The following is a 22,091-nucleotide window of genomic DNA, read 5'->3' as shown; positions in this document are numbered from 1 at the left end:
ACGGCGTTAGACTTAGATTTTATTTAACAGTTGTAGATACAAATTTCCCTAGCTGATGTAATTCCAAATGTTTTTCTTTTTGGTCAATTCAATAAAAACCGTTCGCAATGTTTGGTGTTCGGGCAAACTCATTGAAGCGTCTCTTTTTAATAAATCCATGGCTTTGTGTCGTGCCAAAAGCAAAATGTCTTTATCTCTGACCAAATCGGCTATTTGTAAATTAAGAACACCACTTTGTTGTTTGCCCATAATATCTCCGGGACCACGCAGTTTTAAATCTACTTCAGCGATTTCGAAACCGTCGTTGGTTTTGCACATCGTTTCTAAACGAATTTTACTGTCGCTCGATAATTTAAAAGAAGTCATCAAAATGCAATAACTCTGCTCAGCACCACGTCCGACACGACCTCGCAGCTGGTGAAGTTGTGATAAACCAAAACGCTCAGCACTTTCAATAATCATTACACTGGCGTTGGGAATATTCACGCCCACTTCAATTACCGTTGTGGCTACCATGATATTGGTTTTGCCTTCGGCGAAGCGTTTCATTTCGGCATCTTTATCGGCGGGTTTCATTTTGCCGTGAACAATGGAAATACTGTAGTCCGGTAACGGAAAATCTCTGGATATACTTTCATAACCATCCATCAAATCTTTGTAATCCATGGTTTCACTTTCTTTAATTAAGGGATAAACAATATAAATTTGACGGCCTTTGGCGATTTCATCTTTAATAAATTTCCACACCTTCAAACGGTTGCTATCGTAGCGATGAACGGTTTGAATGGGTTTTCTTCCCGGAGGCAATTCATCAATCACCGAAATATCCAAATCACCATACAAACTCATGGCCAACGTTCGCGGAATAGGAGTGGCGGTCATTACCAAAATGTGTGGCGGAATGTCATTTTTTTGCCAAAGTTTGGAGCGTTGTTCTACACCAAAACGATGTTGCTCGTCTATAATAGCCAAGCCTAAATTGTTGAATTGTACTTTATCTTCCAGCAAAGCGTGTGTACCTATCAGTAGGTGCAAACTTCCGTTTTCAAGTTCTTCGTGGATGATTTTTCGGTCGGCGGTTTTGGTTGAACCGGTAAGTATTTTGATGTTGATGTTTAAGTCTTTCGCCAATTCGGTTAGCCCGTTAAAATGTTGGTTGGCCAAAATTTCGGTAGGAGCCATCAAACAACTTTGAAAACCATTGTCTAAAGCAATCAGCATGGCCATCAGCGCCACGATAGTTTTCCCCGAACCAACATCGCCTTGCAATAAGCGATTCATTTGGGCGTTGCTGCCCATGTCGTTCCTGATTTCTTTGAGTACTTTTTTCTGAGCATTGGTCAGCTCAAACGGGAGGTGATTTTGGTAGAAATTATTAAAGTTATCGCCAACAACGGTAAACGGATGGCCTTTGATTTTGTGTTTCCGCACCAAATTTTTGGTAATCAACTGCAGCTGAATGAAAAACAATTCTTCAAACTTCAAGCGAAATTGCGCTTTGGCCAAAAGATCAGCACTCTTCGGGAAATGAATGTTAAACAAAGCCGCATTTTTCGGAATCAGCTTTAATTCATCAATCAAATAACCGGGTAAGGTTTCGGTAAATTTGGCTTGCGTTTCCAAAAAGATTTGCTGCATCATTTTATTGATAACCCTGTTGGAAATGCCGCGATTGGTCAAGGTTTCCGTCGATGGATAAACCGGTTGCATGGCGGAACGCAGACTTTGTTCATGCTCATTTTTCAGTTCCATTTCAGGATGTGCCATGTTGTATTGCCCGTTGAAATGGGTCACTTTCCCAAAAATAACATAATGAGTATTGAGTTTTAACGTGTCGCGAATCCATTTGTGACCTTGAAACCAAGTGAGTTCCATTTGGCCCGTTTCATCAACAAAAGAAGCTACTAAACGCTTTTTGCCTTTGCCGAATTCTACAGTTTTAATGTTAATGATTTTGCCAATGATTTGAACCTCAGCCGGGTTGTTGTTCAGCTCATTAATTTTATAATACCCCGTTCGGTCGATGTACCGATTGGGATAAAAATTGAGTAAATCTTCATACTTGTGAATGCCAACTTCTTTGCGCAACAATTCCCCACGTTGCGGACCAACGCCTTTGAGGTATTCGATGGGAGTTTGGAGAAGAGTAACAGACATTTTAGATTGTTAGAATAACCATAGCGAAGATAGTTTTTTAATTTGAAAATTTGAAAATGTGTCAAATTGAAAATGATTATATTCGTAACAAATAATTCAAGCCAATGCGTCAAGTTTTTTTACTACTGTTCAGCATTTTTTCTTTCGCCCAACCATCTTCAAAAGTGGATTTCAAAATCGCTTATGGCAACATTACCATCAACCCGATAGAGAAGAAGGTCTATGGTTCGGTTCGGTATGTTTTAGATGTAAAAGAAACTGTGGATACCATTAAAATTGATGCACAAAACACGACATTCAACGCGGTAGAAATGAACGGCAAAGAAGCTAAGTTCAGCAACTCCGGAAAAAAACTACTATTGTTTGACGGGTATAAAAAAGGGAAATACACTTTAACCTTTACCTATGAAGCCAAGCCAAAACAAACGATGTATTTCAATGGCGACTTCAGCAATGCTACTATTAGCAATCAACAAGTTTGGACCCAAGGGCAAGGGAAATATACGAGTCACTGGTTTCCGAGTTTTGATGATGTGAATGAGAAAGTGATTTTTAATTTAAATATTTCGTTTGATAAAAATTACAATGTTATATCTAATGGTGTTTTGAAAGACGTGTTGCCGGATAAGGACAAAAAAATCTGGAAATACGAAATGTTGAAACCTATGAGTTCCTATTTATTGTCGGTGGCCATTGGCGATTTCAGCAATAAAGCGGTAGGTTCCAAATCGGGAATTCCGTTGCAGCTATTTATTCAGCCGAAAGACACCGGAAAGTTTGAAACCACATACCGCTATTCCAGAGAAATATTTGATTATTTGGAAAAGGAAATCGGCGTGAAATACCCATGGAAAATCTATAAACAAATTCCGGTAGAAGATTTCCTTTATGCCGGAATGGAAAATACCAGTTCTACCATTTTCGCTCAAGACTTTGTAATAGACAATGTTGGATTCAACGACCGAAATTATGTGAATGTCAATGCTCATGAGTTGGCTCATCAGTGGTTTGGTGATTTGGTAACGGCAACCTCAGGAAAACACCACTGGTTGCAGGAAGGATTCGCAACTTATTATGCGTTGTTGGCGGAACGACAGGTTTTTGGGGACGATTATTTTTACCACCAACTATACAGAACCTCTTTGCAGTTGCGCAATGCGGCTAAATCAGACACAATTCCGGTGATGCATGAGCGAGCCAGTTCGCTGTCGTTTTACCAAAAAGGTGCTTGGGCTTTGCATGTGATTCGGGAAGCCATCGGGCCAAAAGCATTTCAGAAAGCAGTAAAAAGTTATTTGAAAAAGTACCAATACCAAAATGCCGAAACCGATGATTTTTTGGCAGAAATTAGAAAAGTGTCGCATTTTGATACACAAGCATTTAAGAAAACGTGGCTGCAGGATTATCATTTTCAAACTGAGGAAGCTAATGCTTTATTGAAGAAGAATAAATTCATTCAAGCGCTTTTTGAAACACAACAATTGCGAAAAAAAACATTTGCAGAAAATAAAGAAACGTATAAAACCATACTGCAATCCAACGCTTTTTATCCTGTTAAAACGGAGATTCTATATCAGATAAAATACATTCCGTTTGAAGATAAAAAAGAGTTGCTGGATATAGCGTTGCAAACCAATGATATCAAAGTACGCCAGTCGGTAGCAGAGTTTACAGAGGAAATTCCGTTAGAATTCAAATCAAAATATGAAACCTTACTGAACGACAACTCTTATGACACTAAGGAAATTTCATTTATGAATTTGTGGAAAAATTTCCCGGACAGTAGGAGCAATTATTTGGCCAAAGCCCAAAACTGGATTGGAGGCAACGATAAAAGTTTAAGGATACTGTTTCTCACGTTTTCCATACTTTCTACCGAAGATAAAAGTGAGATTAAAACCAAGTATTATAACGAATTAATAGATTATACATCTTCTAAATACGAGAGCTCTGTGCGCCAAAATGCCATCATTAACGCATTAACCATTAGTGATAAGGATGTTGCTGTTTTGAAAAATTTGGTCAATGCCACTACCCATTACAAATGGCAATTCAGTAAATTTGGTCGCGAAAATATTCGAGAATTATTGCCGCAAGAAGGCTATCGAAGTTTGTTTGAATCGTTATTGCCCATACTACCGGAAGCCGATAAAAATCAGTTGCAAAAACTCTTAAGCGAAAAACCATGAGAGCCTTAGTTATATCAGGAGGCGGGAGTAAAGGGGCTTTTGGCGGGGGCGTTGCGCAGTATTTGCTTCAGGAAAAATTTCATAAATACGATTTGCTTATCGGAAGTTCCACCGGAAGTTTGTTGATTCCGCATTTGGCTTTGGGCAATGTTGATAAAATTCACGGCATTTACACCAGTGTGGATATGAGCAAAATTTTTGACATCAATCCGTTTGTGGTGAAAAAGAAAGACGATATCGATGTGGTTTCCATTAATCACTTTAATGTATTGCTGCAGTTTTTAAAAGGAAAGAGAACATTCGGCGAAAGCCACCGACTCAAGAGTTACATCAAAGAAAACTTCACTCTGGCCGAATTTAACCAACTTAAAGCCTCGGGTTGTAATATTGTTGTTACCGTTACCAATCTTTCTAAAAATGAAGTCGAATATAAATCGATTATTGACTTTGAGTATGATGAATTTTGTGATTGGATTTGGATTTCCTGCAACTACATTCCGTTTATGAGTTTGGTGACCAAAGAAAATAATGAGTACGGTGACGGCGGATTTTCGAGTTTGGTTCCTATACGCGAAGCCATAAACCGTGGTGCTACCGAAGTAGATGTTGTAATTTTGGAAACCGAAATGCAAAGCATCCCCAAATCTATCGGGAAAAACCCGTTTTCATTGATGATCGATTTGTTTCAAACCTTGTTAAATCAAGTGGAGAAGCATGATATCACCATCGGAAAATTGGCTGCCAACAATAAAAATGTAAAACTCAATTTATATTACACTCCAACCCAATTGACCAACAATGCCTTGATTTTTAACAAAGAAAAAATGAAGCAATGGTGGCAGCAAGGGTATGATTATGCCAAAAACAAGAGTGACTTAATGAGTGATAATTTGCAGTAAATCGCTTTAATCCTCTTGTTCCAAAGCAAAAATTTCTTCTACCGATTTTTCAAAAAAGCGCGCCAGTTTCAATGCCAAAACGGTTGAAGGAACATATTTTCCTTTTTCCATAGCATTGATGGTTTGTCGGCTTACTTGTATTTGTTTGGCCAATTCCTCCTGAGAAATGTTTTTAATTGCTCTCAGTACTCTCAAATTATTCGTCATCGCCAGTGGTTTTATTGAGTTTGTAAATTTGATAATGAAAGCGGATAATGAAAAACAGCAATAGCGTAAATGTATTGTAAAATAATACATTCAGGTACGATATGCCATAGATGAAAATAGTAAACAGCAAAATCAATCCGTAGTTGAGGTATGTTGCCCATACTAAGCTTTCGTATCTGATTTTGGAGGTGAATTCGTCTTCTGTTTTTAGTTTGGAGAAGCCAATTAAAATTCCGCCTATTATTAAACCAAAAAGTAATAATTCATCGGCAATACTATTTTCTGTAAAAGTAAAATAGCTGTCGGGTTCCATTATCCCGGTTTCTGTAAAAGCAAAAACTTTTACTTTAAGATAACTGTCTAAATTGATATTCAGTATGGAAACCAATATCGAAAAGACAAAACAAGGCACAAATAAAAACCAGCCTACTACTTTAAATTTGTTTGGTAATAAAAAATGTGTTTTCATATTTCTTAAAAGATTGATTCAATTCAAAAGTATATTATATTTTACAAATAGACAAATAAACTTTACATAAAGTTTGCTTTATTTTACATCTGTGCAAATTTTATCTATTGAAGATGCAGCTTTTGTAACTATTTTATTATTTTTATTTTGTAAATAAAATAGTATATGTTAGTTAAAGTCTTTGGAAGTGCAGTATTTGGCGTAGAGGCCACTACCGTGACGGTGGAAGTTAATATTGATAAAGGAGTTGGCTATCATTTAGTCGGTTTGCCTGATAACGCTATTAAGGAAAGCAGTTATCGAATAGCCGCAGCATTGAAAAATAACGGCTATAATTTACCGGTCAAAAAAATTACGATTAATATGGCACCAGCCGATTTGCGCAAAGAAGGGTCAGCTTATGATTTGACATTGGCCATTGGTATTTTAGCGGCTTCAGGACAAATCAAAGCGGATGAAGTTGACCAATATCTAATCATGGGCGAATTGTCACTGGACGGTGGTTTGCAACCTATAAAAGGTGCTTTGTCTATTGCAATCAAAGCCAAAGAAGAAGGATTTAAAGGATTCTTTTTGCCCAAACAAAACGTAAAAGAGGCTGCTATCGTGTCGGGATTAAATGTTTACGGTGTAGAAAATGTTTTGGAAGTCATTGATTTTTTTGAAGGAAAAGGTAGCTTGGAACCTACGGTTATCGATACCCGTGAGGAATTTTATAAAACCTTGGATTTTCCCGAATTTGATTTTGCTGATGTCAAAGGACAGGAAAGCATTAAGCGCTGTATGGAAATTGCGGCAGCGGGTGGTCATAATATAATTTTAATTGGCCCGCCGGGTTCAGGAAAAACCATGTTAGCTAAGCGATTGCCCAGTATTTTGCCACCGATGACTATGAAAGAAGCGTTAGAAACTACCAAAATTCACAGTGTGGCCGGTAAGATAAAAGAGGTTGGGTTGATGAATCAAAGGCCCTTCAGGAGTCCGCATCATTCTGCTTCAGCGGCAGCTTTGGTCGGTGGTGGCAGTTATCCGCAACCTGGAGAAATATCCTTAGCTCACAATGGTGTTTTGTTTTTAGACGAGTTGCCCGAATTCAAAAGAGAAGTTTTAGAAGTCATGCGCCAGCCGTTAGAAGATAGAGAAGTAACTATTTCCAGAGCAAAATTTTCTATTACTTATCCTTCTTCTATAATGTTGGTGGCAAGTATGAATCCGAGTCCGGGTGGTTATTTCAATGATCCTGATGCGCCGGTAACTTCTTCGCCTGCTGAGATGCAACGGTATTTGGGTAAAATTTCCGGCCCTTTGTTAGACAGGATTGACATTCATATTGAAGTAACTCCGGTGCCATTTGAAAAACTGACAGAAACCCGTCCGGCAGAAAGCAGTGTGCTGATTCGGGAACGCGTCACCAAAGCCAGAGAAATTCAATCGCAACGCTTTGAAAATTTTGAAGCCATCCACTACAATGCCCAAATGAGCACGAAACAAATAAGAACTTTCTGTGCTTTGAACGAAACCTCATTACAACTTTTGAAAACAGCGATGGAACGACTCAATCTTTCGGCAAGAGCTTATGACCGAATCTTGAAAGTAGCCAGAACTATAGCTGATTTAGAGCAATCGGAAAGTGTAAATTCTAATCATATTGCAGAAGCCATCCAGTATCGAAGTTTGGATAGGGAAGGGTGGCTGGGTTAATTCAACAATCCTTTAAAAGTATCTCCTTGTGAAATATCACCTGTTTTATAACCTCGGTTAAACCAATACATGCGTTGTTCCGAAGTGCCATGGGTAAAACTGTCAGGAACTACGTGACCTTGCATTTTGCTTTGAATGGCATCGTCACCTACTGCATTGGCAGCGCTCAAGGCTTCTTCTATATCACCGGTTTCCAAATATTGGCTGTTGTGTTTGGCCCAAACTCCGGCATAAAAATCGGCTTGCAACTCTAAACAAACAGAAAGTTTATTTCCTTCGGCTTCACTTTTCTCGGCTTGCAGTTGACGTACTTTATCCGAAGTACCCAGCAGATTTTGAATATGATGTCCTACTTCATGTGCAATGACATAGGCAATGGCAAAATCACCACCTTCGGCTCCAAAGCGTGATTTTAGTTCTTCAAAAAAGCGTAAATCCATATACACTTTATTGTCGGCCGGACAGTAAAACGGACCTGACGCTGAGGAGGCACTTCCACAACCTGTTTCTACATTGTCATAAAACAAAACCATTTTAGGCTTATCATAGTCTTGTCCGTTTTCAATAAAAATCTGGCTCCAGGTATCTTCATTGAGTTTGAACATAGTACTAGCAAAACTGCCGATTTCTTTTTCTTCGACGGTAAGTTCCCTATTTTCGGTTTGTTCTGTGGTATTGCCTTGATTCATTTGTTCCAATACCGGTGTAAGCATTTGAGCATTTTCGCCACCAAAGATGTTGAGTAACAAAATAATAATACCGATTACACCACCACCAACGAGTGCTTTTCCCTTACCCGACATGCCTCTTCTATCTTCTACATTGTCACTTTCTCCTAAACCTTTCCATTTCATATGCTTGATTTTTTAGTTAGTAGTTATGTATTCACGAATAATATTTTCCAAAAATTCTTTGTCAATAGGTTTTGGAATATAATCATTCATGCCAAATTCGATGCATTTTTCTTTTTCACCAACTATGGTTCCGGCAGTTAAGGCAATAATCGGAACTCTTTTTGAATGCGGTAGTTTTCTGATCTCGACCGAAGCTTCATACCCATTCATTATAGGCATTTGGATGTCCATTAAAATCAAATCCGGTAATTGGTTTTGTGCTTTTTCGAGCGCTTCTTTACCATTTTCTAATTCAATTACTTCAGCATTCGGCAAGATTTGTTTGACTAAGGTTTTGGCCAAAAGCATATTGATTTTATTATCTTCTACAATAAAAACTACTTTAGCATCGTTTGAAATAACATTTGTTTTAGGAGCTGTTTTGGCATAAAAATCAACCGAATTATCGTTGCTTATGATTTCATTAGAATAGTTCACTTCGAGAATGAAACTAAAATTACTGCCTTTGTCGGCTTCGCTGCTGAGTTCCAGTTGACTATTCATTAACCCCAAAAGTTGGTTGGAGATGGAAAGACCAAGACCGGTACCCCCGAACTTTTTGGTAGTTGAACTGTCTTCTTGCGAAAAGGCTTCAAAGATGCGCAGTTGGTTTTTCTTTTTGATACCAATTCCGGTATCTTTTACCGAAAATTGGAGTTGTATTTTATTATTATCAAGCAGTTTGAAAACAGAAATGGTTAAGTCGATGCTACCACTTTCTGTAAATTTAACAGCATTACTCAGTAAATTGATTAAGACTTGTTTCAATCGAATGTAGTCAATCCAAATGTACTTTGGCACATTTTCTTCGATGTTCAAATTGAGTTCTAATTTTTTTAGATTGGCTTCATATTTTATTAATTCAATCACTTGATTGGCTAAATCGTAAACATCAAACTTCTCAACATTCAATTCTAATTTTCCGGATTCTATCTTAGAAAAATCCAAAATATTATTGATAACCTCCATAAGGGCATTGGCCGATTGATTGACCGTTTCCATGTATTTTTTCTGAATGCTTTCCAAATCGGTATTCATAAGTAGTTCGGTAAAACCAATAATTCCGTTTAAAGGCGTTCTGATTTCGTGGCTCATATTGGCTAAGAATTCTGATTTGGCTCTGTTGGCTGCTTCTGCATAATTCTTGGCTTTGATGGCTTCTTCGGCTTCCATTCGTTGCGTAATGTCGATAAAAATCCCAACAATATAAACAATTTCTTCGCCTTTGAAAATAGGTTCTCCAAATTCTTCTACCCAAATGTAATGCCCATTTTTGTTGATGATTCGGTAGATTAAGTGTATTTTTTGTCGGTCTTTAAATAATTCGCTGGCTTTGTTTTGTACAATTTTCAAATCATCCGGATGCACCAAATCGATGTAGTGAATTTTATTGGACAGAAAATCAGATTTTGGGTATCCCGTTAGTTTTTCAATTTCGTCATTGAGGTAAATTTTGGACCATTTCTCATCGTATTTAGAAAGGTGAACGGTTCCCGGAATGTTGTTGGCCAACAATCGGAATTTTTCTTCGCTTTCCTGAAGCATCGCCTCATTAATATTTCTTTCGATAGCATAAGAAATATTATTGGTCAGTGTTTGCAATGCCCCAACTTCGTCAGATGACCATTCTCTCTCTTTGGTAGAATCGTCAAAAACTATAAAACCGTAAAAAGCAGATTTTACAAAAACGGGAATAAAAAGTACTGATTTGGTATCCAACTGCTGTAAAAAGGTGCGCGATACCTCGTCTGTCATTTTTCGTATGGTGGAATAGTAAATTTTGTTTTGAACCAATTGTGCTGAAATCTCCGGAATAGCATTATGAGACACATTTATCAGTTCTGGATTTGGTTCAGTTAACGAGTTGGTTTTTGCTGTCCAACGGTATTTTTGAGTGTAAATTTTATTTTGGTTGTCACTTTCAAAAAAAGAAAGTTTATCTACATTGGTTACAATTCCAATTGTTTCGAGAATTCCGGTAAAGATTTCACTGGTGTTTTTTGATAATAAAAAGCGTTCAGTGTTTTTGGTTATTTCTAAAAGGATATCGCTTTTATAGGATAATTTTTGTTCTACCTCAATACGCATTTGGGATTCGATGGCAATAGCAATCAAATCGGCAATAGAGCGTGAAAAATTAATGTCTTCATTGTCCCAATCTCTGGTGATTTCGATGGCTTCGAAGCACAAAATACCAATGATTTTGCCATTGATAAAAATAGGCGTATCAAGCATTGACTTGATGTTGTTTTTGGGGAAGTAATCTAAGCAAAGTTCTGAAGTGATGTTGTTGTTGTATACGTTCGAAGCAACAATTTGTATACCGGTTTCTATTTGATTGAAATAGGTTGGATAGTTTTCAATAGCCAGAAAAAAGTTCTTTTCAAAACGATCACTTTTTAAATAATAAATGCTTTCACAGCGAAGTCCTTCAGGAATGTAAGACCAATAACTTACTCGGTCAATGGCGCAATTAGTACCCGCTACCTTTAAGATGTTTTTTAGAATACCATTAAAAGTATCTTTGTTGGAATAACTTTGAGAAGTTAGTTTTTTTAATGTCTCATTGTGAACTCTGACTTTTTTGCTTCGGTTGTAATGCTCTATTTCAAGATTTTTAACCAAAGTAATGTCTCGGGCAATAGCCGAGTAGCCTATGACTTCTCCGTTTTCATTTCTTTTTAAAGTAACTTTTTGGGAAACCCAAATGGTATCTCCGTCATTTTTAAGCAATGGGAAAACCAAGTCATTATAGTCTTGCGCTTCTTTTGGTACCTCTTTATAAAAATCGACAACATAGTCCAGATAATCCTGTCGGATAAAGTTGGAGTAATTTTTATTTAAGATATCTTCTCTGGAATAGCCCAGTGTTTTTTCGGTGAAATGATTAACATAAGTTATTTGGGCGTCTAAATCGATTTCATAAATCAAATCGGCAGCCGATTCAATTAAACTGCGGTATTGGTCTTTGATTTTTACTTGCTCGGTTACATCCTGTCCAATTCCGATAGTAATATCGTCGGAGTATTTTTTATCTTTCCATTGAATGTATTTGTAGTCGCCGTTGCGGCATTTTAATTTCCGAATGTGGAGTCTCCCGTCAACATAATCATCGTGATACTCTTCACCAATAAACTCGGGGTCTTCAGTTAATTTCCAAAAACCAAAACCTAAAACTTCTTCTACCGTATAGCCTAAAATGGTTTCCACCGATTCACTGCAAAACGACAGCTCTCCTTTTTTATTAGTGGTGATAATTAATGAATTTCCGTTGTTGACAATAATGTCGGAAAAAATGAATTTGTTTTTAACTCCAATGGAGGCTAAATGCGTTGAAATATGTATGGCACTGATGGTTATAAAAGCGCATAAAAGCAGGATAATTAGTTTTTTGTCAATGAGTACAGCGTAATAAGCTATAGCCAAGGTAAGCATTGAAACAAAAACAAACAGCCAATAGCGCGTAATGTTTTTGATAACAAAATACGAAAGGAAAAATCCCAGAATCAATCCAACGTAGGCAAGCAATTCAAAAGGCCTGAAGAAGACATTGTAGGCTATGTAGCAAAAATAACTTAAATATAAAAAGGTAAATATTTTATTGAGGGACTTATAAAAATAGTCATATCTGCCGGTTAAATAATACAAAGACAAAAGCAATCCACCTACCGATAAATTAACAGCCAGATGACTCGTGGCTCTTATTTCGAAAACATCAACAATAATTTCTACCAATGGAATGGTTATTCCGAAAAAGAGTAAATAGATTCTGAATTGTTCCGCATTGGGTTCAAAATCGGAATATTTAGTGCTGAGATTTAATTTTTTTTGTAATGTTTTACTAATAGCTACATAAAATAGCATTAAAACAATTAATAATAAACTGATTATTATATAGCTATTGATGTTTGCAAATGAAACAAGCGTATTCAAAGTAGTGTAATTTTATCCAATTAGACAATTCAGTTTAAGGGTTACCTATTTTCTGCTCCAATATACATAAAAATAAAAATACAATGGCCAATTACAGTCTCATATTTTTAAGGATTATGAAAACCATTTCAATACGTTTTTTATCAACTTAATTTTCCCCTGATAAGGAGCATATCTAAAGGGCAAATCAAGCCAGTTTCCTTTTTTTACAACGGGTTTATGATGTGAAAAGGTAGCAAAAGCAAACTTCCCGTGATAGGCCCCAATGCCGCTGTGTCCGACACCACCAAAAGGCAATCGTTTATTGGCAAAATGCACTACGGTATCATTGATACAACCCCCGCCAAAAGAAAAATTTTGTATGATTTTTTTAGCGAATTGGGTATCGTCTGAGAATACATACAAAGAAAGCGGTTTTTCATATTTTGAAATGATGCGTTGCAAATCGGCTTCGGTTTCAAAACTTACAACAGGGAGGATTGGACCAAAAATTTCCTCATGCATCACCGGGCTTTCCAGATTCGGTTCGTCTATAATGGTTGGTGATAAATAACAATCCGAAGCGTTACTATTACCGCCAAAAACAATGGTTTCGTTTTCCAATAAAGTTACCAGTCGTTTCCAGTTTTTTGCATTGATGATTCGGGCAAAATCAGGTGAAGCTTCAGGATTTTCAACATAGGCCGTGGTAATTTCTGCTTTTAGATAGTCAATGAAAGTTCTTTTTATTTTTTGATGTGCCAAAATATAATCCGGTGCAATACAAGTTTGTCCGGCATTAAGGAATTTTCCCCAAACGATTCTTTTGGCAGCTAATTTCAGATTGGCATTTTCGGCAACAATACATGGGTTTTTACCTCCTAATTCTAGCGTCACCGGGGTTAAATTTTCAGCAGCAGCTTTGGCTACAATCTTTCCAACAGTAACACTTCCGGTAAAGAAGATATAGTCCCAGCGCTGTGCGAGTAATTGTTGTGTGACTTCAACACCTCCTTCGATGCAGTCTACATGATTTTTATCAAAAGTTTCACTAATGATTTTGGCTATGATACGCGAAGTGTTCGGCGTTAGTTCTGATGGTTTGACTACCACTTGGTTTCCTGCGGCAATGGCAGCTATCATAGGAGACAACACCAATTGATATGGATAATTCCACGGTGCAATGATCAGTACTTTACCATAAGGTTCTTTGTAGATATAATCCGTTGACGGAAAATTTAAAAGCGAAGGCAAAACCCGTTGCGGCTTTGCCCATTTATGAATATTGGTAATTGTATGATTAAGTTCGGCCAGAATAAAACTGGTTTCACTAAAAACGGACTCAAAAGCCGGTTTCTTGAAATCGTCATAAAGGGCTTTTATAATGGCCTCTTCATGTAATTGTACAGAATTCAGCAATTTCAGTAACGCTTGTTTTCTGTGATGAATATCCAACGTAAAACTCATTCGGGTTTACAAAAAGGCCCAGCGGAATCCGGTATAAATATCGGCTTGTTTGCTGTCGTTGATTAAGGCCGTAACAATAGAGCCTGAGCCCAGATAGAAACCTCTGAATCGCAATCCAACACCCACATTTGTTCCGGAAATCTCATTGTTATTCACCGGTAAAAATGCTTCAAAGAAGCCTAGGGTAAATCGCGGAGTCAGGGTAAAAGTATTAACTGTGGTAATTTGGTCGTTGCCTTCGTTGTCTTGTAATTTTTGTTGTAAAAAACCGGAAACATAAATTTTAGGGATGATTTTAAAGTCGGCATACAAGTTAATCATGGCAGGTAACTTTACTTTGAAACTTTTCTGATTAGGTAATTCAGTTAAATAACCTTTTTGTCTTAAAATAGTTTCTACATCTTTCAAATTATCAACTCCATCAAACAGACTCAAATCTAAAGGGCCAGGACCTTGAGTGCTAAAAGCATAATTGGTTGAAGCATTATTACTGTCTTTAAAGGTCATGCTTCCCAAGTTTTTGAATGCTAAACCTGCATTGACTTTATAGTCTTTACTACCGCCTTTCCATTGATAATTGAAACCAATATCAATTGCAGTACCATTCAATCCGCCAAAAATGGATTTACTATAATCACTGAAATTGGTAAAACTGTCCGCTAAGTTTCCGGAATAGGCAATGTTTAACGTTGCCGGCGAATTGGTAGTAAGATAGGCACCTGAAACATTTTGTGTGATTTGTCCATTCAGGTTATCTAGACCAAAATTGGAATATGTACCCGGGAATAAAAATTTAAGCGAAATCCCAGCGCTGAAAAGGTGCTTCTCGTTTTCAAATAAATTCCGTCCTGCCGATAAACCAACTTCGCCATAAGCAACACCATTTAAACGTTGGTTATTGCTACTGTTTAGTAAGGTTGTATTGAACACCAAATTATCATTGGCAATGGCATTACCAATAGCAGGGTCAACATCAATAATATTAAAATTGGTATAAGCTTTTGTGGTAAACGCGAATCCCCATTTTTTCCATTTCATGGCAAATCCGGGACCTAATATTTCTGCATCAACTCGTGCGTCAACAGGATCTGTTCCTTGAAAAAGTAAATCTTCAAAATCAGCATCGGAGTTGATGTCGCTAAAACCAATTTTATTGTTAGCCACACTAAAGCTCAGTCCGTAAATATTAACTTCAAATCGTTTAGAAAGATTTGCAAATTCAGCAGGATTCATCACTCCGTTTATAATACCAACACGATTGGAGGTACTCATTCCGGAAAAATGTTCTTGTGCCAAAGCACTAAAACCAATAAATAAACCAAGGGTTACAATGATTTTCTTCATAGCAGATGTTATTTGGGTTACTAACTAATCGTAAATATACAATTTTTAGTATTAAATCAAATTCCAAATAACATCTTTTGGGGTGGGCGCAATAATTTCAAGATTTTCTTTAGTGACCGGATGAACGAAAACCAACTTTCGGGCATGCAGATGAATGCCGCCATCCGGATTACTGCGGTCAAAACCGTATTTCAAATCGCCTTTGATTGGGCAACCAATAGCCGCTAGTTGTGCTCTGATTTGGTGATGTCTTCCGGTATGCAGATTGATTTCTAAAGCAAAGTAATTGTCTAATTCTTTGATGATTTTATAATCCAGACTGGCTTTTTTGCTTTCCGGTACTTCTTTTAGATGGGCTTTTGAAGTATTGTTTTTTTCATTTCGTTTCAGAAAATGAATAAGTGTATCTTCTGTTTTGGGTGGTTTGTTTTTTACTACAGCCCAATACGTTTTCTTCGTTTCGCGGTTGCTGAATAATTCATTCAAACGTGTTAAAGCTTTGCTCGTTCTGGCAAAAACCACGATGCCGGTAGTGGGTCTGTCTAAGCGATGCACTACGCCCAAAAAAACTTCTCCGGGTTTTTGGTATTTATCTTTGATATATTCTTTGACTACTTCTGATAAGGGTTTATCTCCTGTTTTATCTCCCTGGACAATATCGCCTACGCGCTTATTAACCACAATAACATGGTTATCTTCATGAAGGATTTGTAAATTATTTTTGGTAGAAACTATCTTCTCAGCCATACAAATTAATACTGCTCACTCTTATTCGGAAAGTCCTGCGATTTTACATCGTCTACATATTGTCCGATAGCTTTGGTCATTCCTTCGTATAAGTTCATGTAACGTCTCAAAAATCGGGGACTGAATTCGTTGTTCATGCCAAGCATATCGTGAATTACTAATACTTGTCCATCTACACCGCCACCAGCACCAATACCAATTACCGGAATGGAAATCGTTTTGGCTACTTTCTCGGCCAAGGCAGCCGGAATTTTTTCCAAAACTAAAGCAAAACAGCCCAATTTTTCTAGCAATTTAGCATCTTCAATCAATTGTTCTGCTTCCGCTTCTTCTTTGGCTCGTACGGTGTAGGTACCAAATTTGTATATCGATTGTGGTGTCAAACCCAAATGACCCATCACCGGAATACCGGCATTTAAGATGCGCTTGATACTTTCTTTAATTTCACTACCGCCTTCCATTTTTACAGCATGACCACCACTTTCCTTCATGATTCTGATAGCCGAACGCAAAGCCTCTTTGGGGTCAGATTGGTAACTTCCGAAAGGTAAATCCACTACAACTAAGGCTCTGTCAATAGCTCTCACTACAGAGGAAGCGTGATAAATCATTTGGTCTAACGTAATAGGCAAAGTCGTTTCATGTCCCGCCATCACATTACTGGCTGAATCGCCTACCAAAATCACGTCAACGCCCGCCGTATCTACAATTTTAGCCATAGTATAATCATAAGCCGTCAACATCGAAATCTTCTCGCCATTGGCCTTCATATCAAATAGGGACTTAGTGGTAATTCTTTTGTAATCTTTTTTTGCTGTAGACATAGTGGTTCGTTTTGGAAGTGTAAAAGTATTAAATCTATTTTTGATGGCACAAAAGTAAGGTGCCTAATGTGAAATTATACTACTTTTGTCAAAACGGATTAGGAGCGAATGGCTTGGGCAAATGCTAAACCATATTCCTGCTGTCTGCGCTACACGGTAGCCGCTCCCATCAGGGCTAGTTAGCCATCCATAAATTTTTAACAGTATGCCGAAAATATTAATCATCGAAGACGAACTTTCCATCCGAAAAGTATTAAGCCGAATACTTATTGAAGAAAGCGATACTTATATAGTAGAAGAAGCCGAAGACGGCAAGTTGGGATTTGAAAAAATCAAAAACGAAGACTACGATTTAGTGCTTTGCGATATCAAAATGCCCAAAATGAACGGTGAAGAACTGTTAGAAGCGGTTAAAAAAATAAAGCCCGAAATTCCAATGGTTATGATTTCCGGTCACGGCGACTTGGAAACGGCAGTAAATACTATGCGTTTAGGAGCATTCGATTACATTTCGAAACCCCCAGATTTAAATAGGTTGTTAAATACTGTTCGCAACGCTTTAGATAAAAAACAATTGGTAGTAGAAAACAAAATTCTAAAGAAGAAAGTTTCCAAAAACTACGAAATCATAGGTAAAAGTGAACCAATCAATCAAATTAAACAAATGATTGACAAAGTCGCTTTGACAGATGCCCGCGTATTAATCACTGGCCCAAATGGTACCGGAAAAGAACTCGTGGCGCACCAATTACACGAAAAAAGCGAAAGAGCCAATGCTCCAATGATAGAGGTAAACTGTGCTGCTATTCCCTCAGAATTGATTGAAAGCGAATTGTTCGGGCACGTAAAAGGAGCCTTTACTTCAGCCGTAAAAGACCGAGCCGGAAAGTTCGAAGCAGCCGATGGCGGTACCATTTTCTTGGATGAAATTGGTGATATGAGTTTGTCGGCACAAGCCAAAGTGTTACGCGCGCTACAGGAAAGTTTGATTCAAAGAGTAGGTGCCGATAAGGATATCAAAATCAATGTACGCGTGGTTGCGGCAACCAATAAAGATTTGAAAAAGGAAATTGCAGAAGGAAGATTTCGGGAAGATTTATACCACCGTTTGGCTGTTATCTTAATCAAAGTCCCGTCTTTGAACGATAGGAGAGATGATATTCCGTTATTGATAGAACACTTCGCCGTAAAAATTGCCGAAGAACAAGGAAACGCCACCAAGTCATTTTCAAAAGATGCCGTCAAACTATTACAAGAATACGACTGGACCGGAAACATCCGCGAATTGAGAAACGTAGTAGAAAGATTGATTATCCTAGGCGGAACTGAGATTTCTGAAACGGATGTGAAATTATTTGCCTCAAAATAACTGTCAGCTATCAGCAGTTAACGATTAGAAGAATTCTGTTGGCTAAAAGCAAAAAGAAAAAAATGAATCTAAAAAAATAAACCCAAGCCTGCAACAAGCTCTCATTGAAAACAAATTAACTGAAGCCAATGAGATACAGTCGGCTACCTTTTCTACTATAAAGAGTGGTGCCGATGCTGTAATTCAGTCGCCTGAAGGTACCGGTAAAACCACTACTATAGTTTTGAATGTCATTCAACGTATGGAAAAAACCATGGGCGAAAGTACTCGAGCGTTGATTATGGTTGAAAACAAAGAGCGTGTTTTAGAAATGGAAGAACTGTTTTTAAAATATGGTACTTACACCGATTTGAGCATACTGGGCGTACATGACAAAGGCGATATCGATTATGATAAAAACATCATTTCAATGGGATTAGATGTTTTAATTGGTACTCCTACCAAGATAAACACCATTTTTGCCTCGGCAGGTTTTAATATCAATACCATCAAAATGTTTGTGGTAGATGACGCTGATATTCTTTTCCGTTTGCGCCATGATGCTATTGTACAACGTTTGTCCATGAGTATCGAAAAAACACAACGTTTGTTCTTTTGTTCTCAAATCACTGAAAGAGTAGAAGTACTGGCAGATAAAATCATGATTGAACCACTCTTCTTCGAAATGGAGGAGTAAAGGTTGCAACTCGTAATTCATAATTTTTAATTCGTAATTAATAAAATGGGACTTATCAAAATATTCTCGGGTGAAGAAATTCTTGCCGTTACTTTAAAAGAAAGATTGGAAGAAGCCAATATCAATGTGGTGCTCCGAAATAACAATCAGGCTAATGTATTGCCAAGCATTCAAACCGCTAAACCGGTGGAATTATTCATCATGGAAGTTGATTATGGTAAAGCCAGTCCGGTGATTGAAGCGTTTCGGTTGAGTTTGTAATTACTTAAATAGCCTCAATCGACTTACCAAAATTGAAATAATTATTCCAAATACACCAATAACAGCAAAGGAGTATTTTAAACTGGTCAATTCGGCAATGAATCCAATTAAAGGCGGACCAATTAAAAACCCCAAAAAACTGATGCTGGTAACTATAGTTAAGGCAATGCCGGGAGGTACTTTTTCGTTGTTTCCGGCCACGTTGAATATGATTGGTACTACATTAGAAACGCCAAATCCTACCAGCATAAAAGCAATAGTACACGGAATCAGATAAGGCAATAAAACCGCCATATACAAACCGGCTGAAATTACCAGACCGCTACTGATGAGTACTTTTTTGGCACTATATTTCCTAACCAATATATCGCTCAAAAACCGTCCTGAGGCCATACTGATCATAAAAGTAGTATAACCCAAAACCACCAAAGCACCGGGCGCTTTTATAATTTCTTTAAAATACACACCACTCCAGTCAAACATAATCCCTTCGCTGGCCATTCCGCAAAAACAAACTATGCCTAACCAAATCAACGTCATATCAGGATTTTTAAAAAAAGAATAGCTTGATTTTTCCTCCCGTTGTTTTGATTTTACTTTGAGGATGAATTTATAATTGAGCAGTACTATGGCAATAACCAAGCTCAAGGCAACAGCAAAATGTTGTAACGGACTCAGCTTAAAAGCCAACATTACCAAACCTACCAAAGCACCGCAGAAACCGGCCAAACTCCACGAACCGTGAAAGGAACCAATGATGGGCTTATCAAACAATTGCTGCGTATAAACCCCTTGTGTGTTTACAGCGATGTTGCAAAAGTTGCCGAAAAAACCAAACAAGAACAAACCAATGGCTAACTGCCAACTAGTGGTTGCCAATCCCAGTAAAGTGAGACAAACAGCATACAACAACAAGCCGAGTATTGAAATAGTGCGGCTACCATAATGCGTGACCACTTTTCCCGAAAACGGCATAGCAATCAATTGTCCAACCGGAATGGCAAACAACAAAGTTCCCAAAGCCGCTTCGCTTAGTTGCAACACCGATTTAATATCCGGGATGCGACTCGCCCAAGTGGCAAAACAAAATCCCATACCAAAGAAAAACAAAGAAGTAGCCAGTCGAACCCTGTTGAGATACGATTTTTTGGCTTTCCTAAAGCTCTTTTTAATCTTGGCTTTGGGCAAAATTTTGGACAGGAAACTATAATCTATTAAAGGCATGTTACGGAGAAATGTTGATGCAATAAAGATAAATAAAACTAAGCAGACATTTTCAAATTTTCAAATTGACACATCTTCAAATTAGACTATCTTTGCCGCTTCAAAAAATAGCTCATGATAACTATTAACGACATAGCCGTAGAATTTGGCGGCACCACACTGTTCAGCGAAGTGACTTTTGCCATCAACGAAACCGATAAAATTGCCTTAATGGGTAAAAACGGTGCCGGTAAATCAACCTTACTTAAAATCGTAGCCGGCGAAAACAAACCTTCCCGAGGGAATATCTCAGCGCCCAAAGAAGCGGTAATTGCCTATTTGCCTCAGCATTTACTGGCAGCAGACAATTGCACAGTTATGGAAGAAGCATCGAAAGCTTTTGCCGAAGTGTTCAAAATGAAGGCCGAGATTGACGAAATCAATGAGCAGCTAACCATTCGTACTGATTATGAAAGCGATGCTTATATGAAACTGATTGAACGTGTTTCGGAGCTTAGTGAAAAATACTATTCCATAGAAGAGGTAAATTACGAAGCCGAAGTAGAGAAGGTGTTGAAAGGACTGGGATTTGAAAGAGAAGATTTCAACCGACCTACCTCAGAGTTTTCAGGAGGATGGCGCATGCGTATAGAGTTGGCTAAAATCCTGTTGAAACAACCCGACTTGATTTTGTTGGATGAGCCAACGAACCACTTGGATATGGATAGTATTCAGTGGCTCGAAGATTTCTTAATCAATCAGGCGAAAGCGGTAATGGTGATTTCCCACGACCGTGCGTTTGTCGATAATATTACCAACCGTACCATCGAAGTAACGATGGGTAGAATTTACGATTACAAAGCCAAATATTCGCACTATCTAGAATTGCGTAAAGACCGTCGCGTACACCAGCAAAAGGCCTATGACGAACAGCAAAAGTTTATAGCCGAGAATCAAGCCTTTATTGAGCGTTTCAGAGGTACTTTCTCTAAAACAGAACAAGTGCAATCGCGCGTAAGAATGTTAGAAAAATTGGTTCCGGTTGAAATAGATGAAATTGACAACTCGGCCCTGAAGTTGAAATTCCCGCCTTCGGTACGTTCCGGTCAATATCCTGTTATTGTTCGCGATTTGGAGAAATCGTATGGAGACCATTTGATTTTTAAGGATGCCAATATGGTAATTGAACGCGGACAGAAAGTAGCTTTTGTGGGGAAAAACGGGGAAGGAAAATCGACCATGATTAAAGCTATAATGAAAGAAATTGAAATCAATAGCGGAAATGTTGAGGTTGGCCATAATGCACAAATCGGCTATTTTGCCCAAAATCAAGCCTCGTTATTAGATGAAAATGCTACGATTTTTGAAACGATTGATAATATTGCCGTGGGAGAAATTCGTACTCAAATCAAAAATATTTTAGGAGCCTTTATGTTCCATGGCGATGACATTCAAAAGAAAGTCAAAGTATTGTCAGGTGGTGAGAAAACCCGTTTAGCTATGATTAAATTGTTACTGGAACCGGTAAACTTACTGATTCTGGATGAGCCTTCTAATCACTTAGACATGAAGACCAAAGACATCATCAAAGAAGCACTTAAAGATTTTGACGGAACTTTAATCTTGGTATCTCACGACCGTGACTTCCTTGATGGGTTGGCCACCAAAGTATTCGAATTCGGAAACAAACGCGTGAAAGAACATTTTGAAGACATTAAAGGATTCTTGGCGCATAAGAAAATGGAATCGCTGCGTGAAATTGAGAAATAACAA

The 22,091-nt window shown here is 37.9% G+C and carries 17 protein-coding genes; 7 read left to right on the top strand and 10 right to left on the bottom strand.

Going from position 1 to position 22,091, the window contains the following annotated elements; all coding sequences use genetic code 11:
* Positions 1–48 precede the first annotated feature (48 nt).
* On the bottom strand, positions 49–2,157 hold the full coding sequence (gene recG / locus GUU89_RS00750) for an ATP-dependent DNA helicase RecG (RefSeq protein WP_162126154.1): 2,109 nt from the start codon (positions 2,155–2,157) through the stop codon (positions 49–51).
* 164 nt (positions 2,158–2,321) lie between these two features.
* Here recG and GUU89_RS00745 point away from each other — a divergent pair, with 164 nt between their 5' ends.
* Together GUU89_RS00745 and GUU89_RS00740 are read left to right on the top strand one after the other, a co-directional pair.
* Entirely contained in the window at positions 2,322–4,346 is a 2,025-nt protein-coding gene (locus GUU89_RS00745) for a M1 family metallopeptidase (RefSeq protein ID WP_317163837.1), read from the top strand.
* Complete coding sequence (locus GUU89_RS00740) at positions 4,343–5,245, top strand: patatin-like phospholipase family protein (RefSeq protein ID WP_162126152.1); 903 nt, start codon at positions 4,343–4,345, stop codon at positions 5,243–5,245. The genes GUU89_RS00745 and GUU89_RS00740 overlap by 4 nt, the downstream gene beginning before the upstream one ends.
* A 6-nt stretch (positions 5,246–5,251) precedes the next feature.
* On the opposite strand, the gene GUU89_RS00735 is transcribed toward GUU89_RS00740, so the two are convergent.
* Both GUU89_RS00735 and GUU89_RS00730 read right to left on the bottom strand, forming a co-directional pair.
* Entirely contained in the window at positions 5,252–5,452 is a 201-nt protein-coding gene (locus GUU89_RS00735) for a helix-turn-helix transcriptional regulator (RefSeq protein ID WP_162126151.1), read from the bottom strand.
* A complete protein-coding gene (locus tag GUU89_RS00730) occupies positions 5,442–5,921 on the bottom strand; it encodes a hypothetical protein (protein ID WP_162126150.1) in 480 nt (159 codons plus the stop codon). The genes GUU89_RS00735 and GUU89_RS00730 overlap by 11 nt, the downstream gene beginning before the upstream one ends.
* Positions 5,922–6,086: 165 nt before the next feature.
* Here GUU89_RS00730 and GUU89_RS00725 point away from each other — a divergent pair, with 165 nt between their 5' ends.
* A complete protein-coding gene (locus GUU89_RS00725) occupies positions 6,087–7,622 on the top strand; it encodes a YifB family Mg chelatase-like AAA ATPase (RefSeq protein WP_162126149.1) in 1,536 nt (511 codons plus the stop codon).
* Here the strand turns inward: GUU89_RS00725 and ypfJ are convergent.
* The 6 genes from ypfJ to panB form a co-directional block, all read right to left on the bottom strand.
* Positions 7,619–8,476: a KPN_02809 family neutral zinc metallopeptidase gene (gene ypfJ, locus GUU89_RS00720; RefSeq protein WP_162126148.1), complete on the bottom strand. Its 858-nt coding sequence runs from the start codon at positions 8,474–8,476 to the stop codon at positions 7,619–7,621. The two genes, GUU89_RS00725 and ypfJ, sit on opposite strands and share 4 nt — an antisense overlap.
* Before the next feature lie 12 nt (positions 8,477–8,488).
* Positions 8,489–12,448: a PAS domain S-box protein gene (locus GUU89_RS00715; RefSeq protein WP_162126147.1), complete on the bottom strand. Its 3,960-nt coding sequence runs from the start codon at positions 12,446–12,448 to the stop codon at positions 8,489–8,491.
* A 114-nt stretch (positions 12,449–12,562) separates the two neighbouring features.
* Positions 12,563–13,894: an aldehyde dehydrogenase gene (locus GUU89_RS00710; RefSeq protein WP_162126146.1), complete on the bottom strand. Its 1,332-nt coding sequence runs from the start codon at positions 13,892–13,894 to the stop codon at positions 12,563–12,565.
* A gap of 6 nt (positions 13,895–13,900) precedes the next feature.
* Positions 13,901–15,238, bottom strand: a complete 1,338-nt coding sequence (locus GUU89_RS00705; protein WP_162126145.1) for a conjugal transfer protein TraF — start codon at positions 15,236–15,238, stop codon at positions 13,901–13,903.
* Positions 15,239–15,289: 51 nt separating this feature from the next.
* Positions 15,290–15,985 (bottom strand): RluA family pseudouridine synthase, encoded by a 696-nt coding sequence (locus tag GUU89_RS00700; protein WP_162126144.1) that lies wholly within the window; start codon positions 15,983–15,985, stop codon positions 15,290–15,292.
* Positions 15,986–15,990: 5 nt separating this feature from the next.
* Complete coding sequence (gene panB, locus GUU89_RS00695; protein ID WP_162126143.1) at positions 15,991–16,809, bottom strand: 3-methyl-2-oxobutanoate hydroxymethyltransferase; 819 nt, start codon at positions 16,807–16,809, stop codon at positions 15,991–15,993.
* A gap of 205 nt (positions 16,810–17,014) precedes the next feature.
* Here panB and GUU89_RS00690 point away from each other — a divergent pair, with 205 nt between their 5' ends.
* The 3 genes from GUU89_RS00690 to GUU89_RS00680 all read left to right on the top strand — a co-directional run bounded on the left by GUU89_RS00690 (position 17,015) and on the right by GUU89_RS00680 (position 19,115).
* Positions 17,015–18,178, top strand: coding sequence for a sigma-54-dependent transcriptional regulator (locus tag GUU89_RS00690; RefSeq protein WP_162126142.1), 1,164 nt, complete (start codon positions 17,015–17,017; stop codon positions 18,176–18,178).
* A gap of 76 nt (positions 18,179–18,254) precedes the next feature.
* Complete coding sequence (locus GUU89_RS00685; protein ID WP_162128594.1) at positions 18,255–18,854, top strand: DEAD/DEAH box helicase; 600 nt, start codon at positions 18,255–18,257, stop codon at positions 18,852–18,854.
* A 45-nt stretch (positions 18,855–18,899) separates the two neighbouring features.
* Positions 18,900–19,115: a putative signal transducing protein gene (locus GUU89_RS00680; protein WP_162126141.1), complete on the top strand. Its 216-nt coding sequence runs from the start codon at positions 18,900–18,902 to the stop codon at positions 19,113–19,115.
* Here the strand turns inward: GUU89_RS00680 and GUU89_RS00675 are convergent, their stop codons facing one another.
* Positions 19,116–20,339: an MFS transporter gene (locus GUU89_RS00675; protein WP_162126140.1), complete on the bottom strand. Its 1,224-nt coding sequence runs from the start codon at positions 20,337–20,339 to the stop codon at positions 19,116–19,118. It abuts the gene before it with no gap.
* 114 nt (positions 20,340–20,453) lie between these two features.
* Between GUU89_RS00675 and GUU89_RS00670 the strand changes: the two genes are divergently transcribed.
* Entirely contained in the window at positions 20,454–22,088 is a 1,635-nt protein-coding gene (locus GUU89_RS00670) for an ABC-F family ATP-binding cassette domain-containing protein (protein ID WP_162126139.1), read from the top strand.
* The last annotated feature ends 3 nt before the right edge of the window (positions 22,089–22,091 follow it).

Origin of the sequence: Flavobacterium phycosphaerae (genome assembly GCF_010119235.1) — a bacterium.
GTDB lineage: Bacteria > Bacteroidota > Bacteroidia > Flavobacteriales > Flavobacteriaceae > Flavobacterium > Flavobacterium phycosphaerae.
Note: the sequence above shows the minus strand (reverse complement) of the source record. Positions and strands in the feature narration are given on the sequence as shown.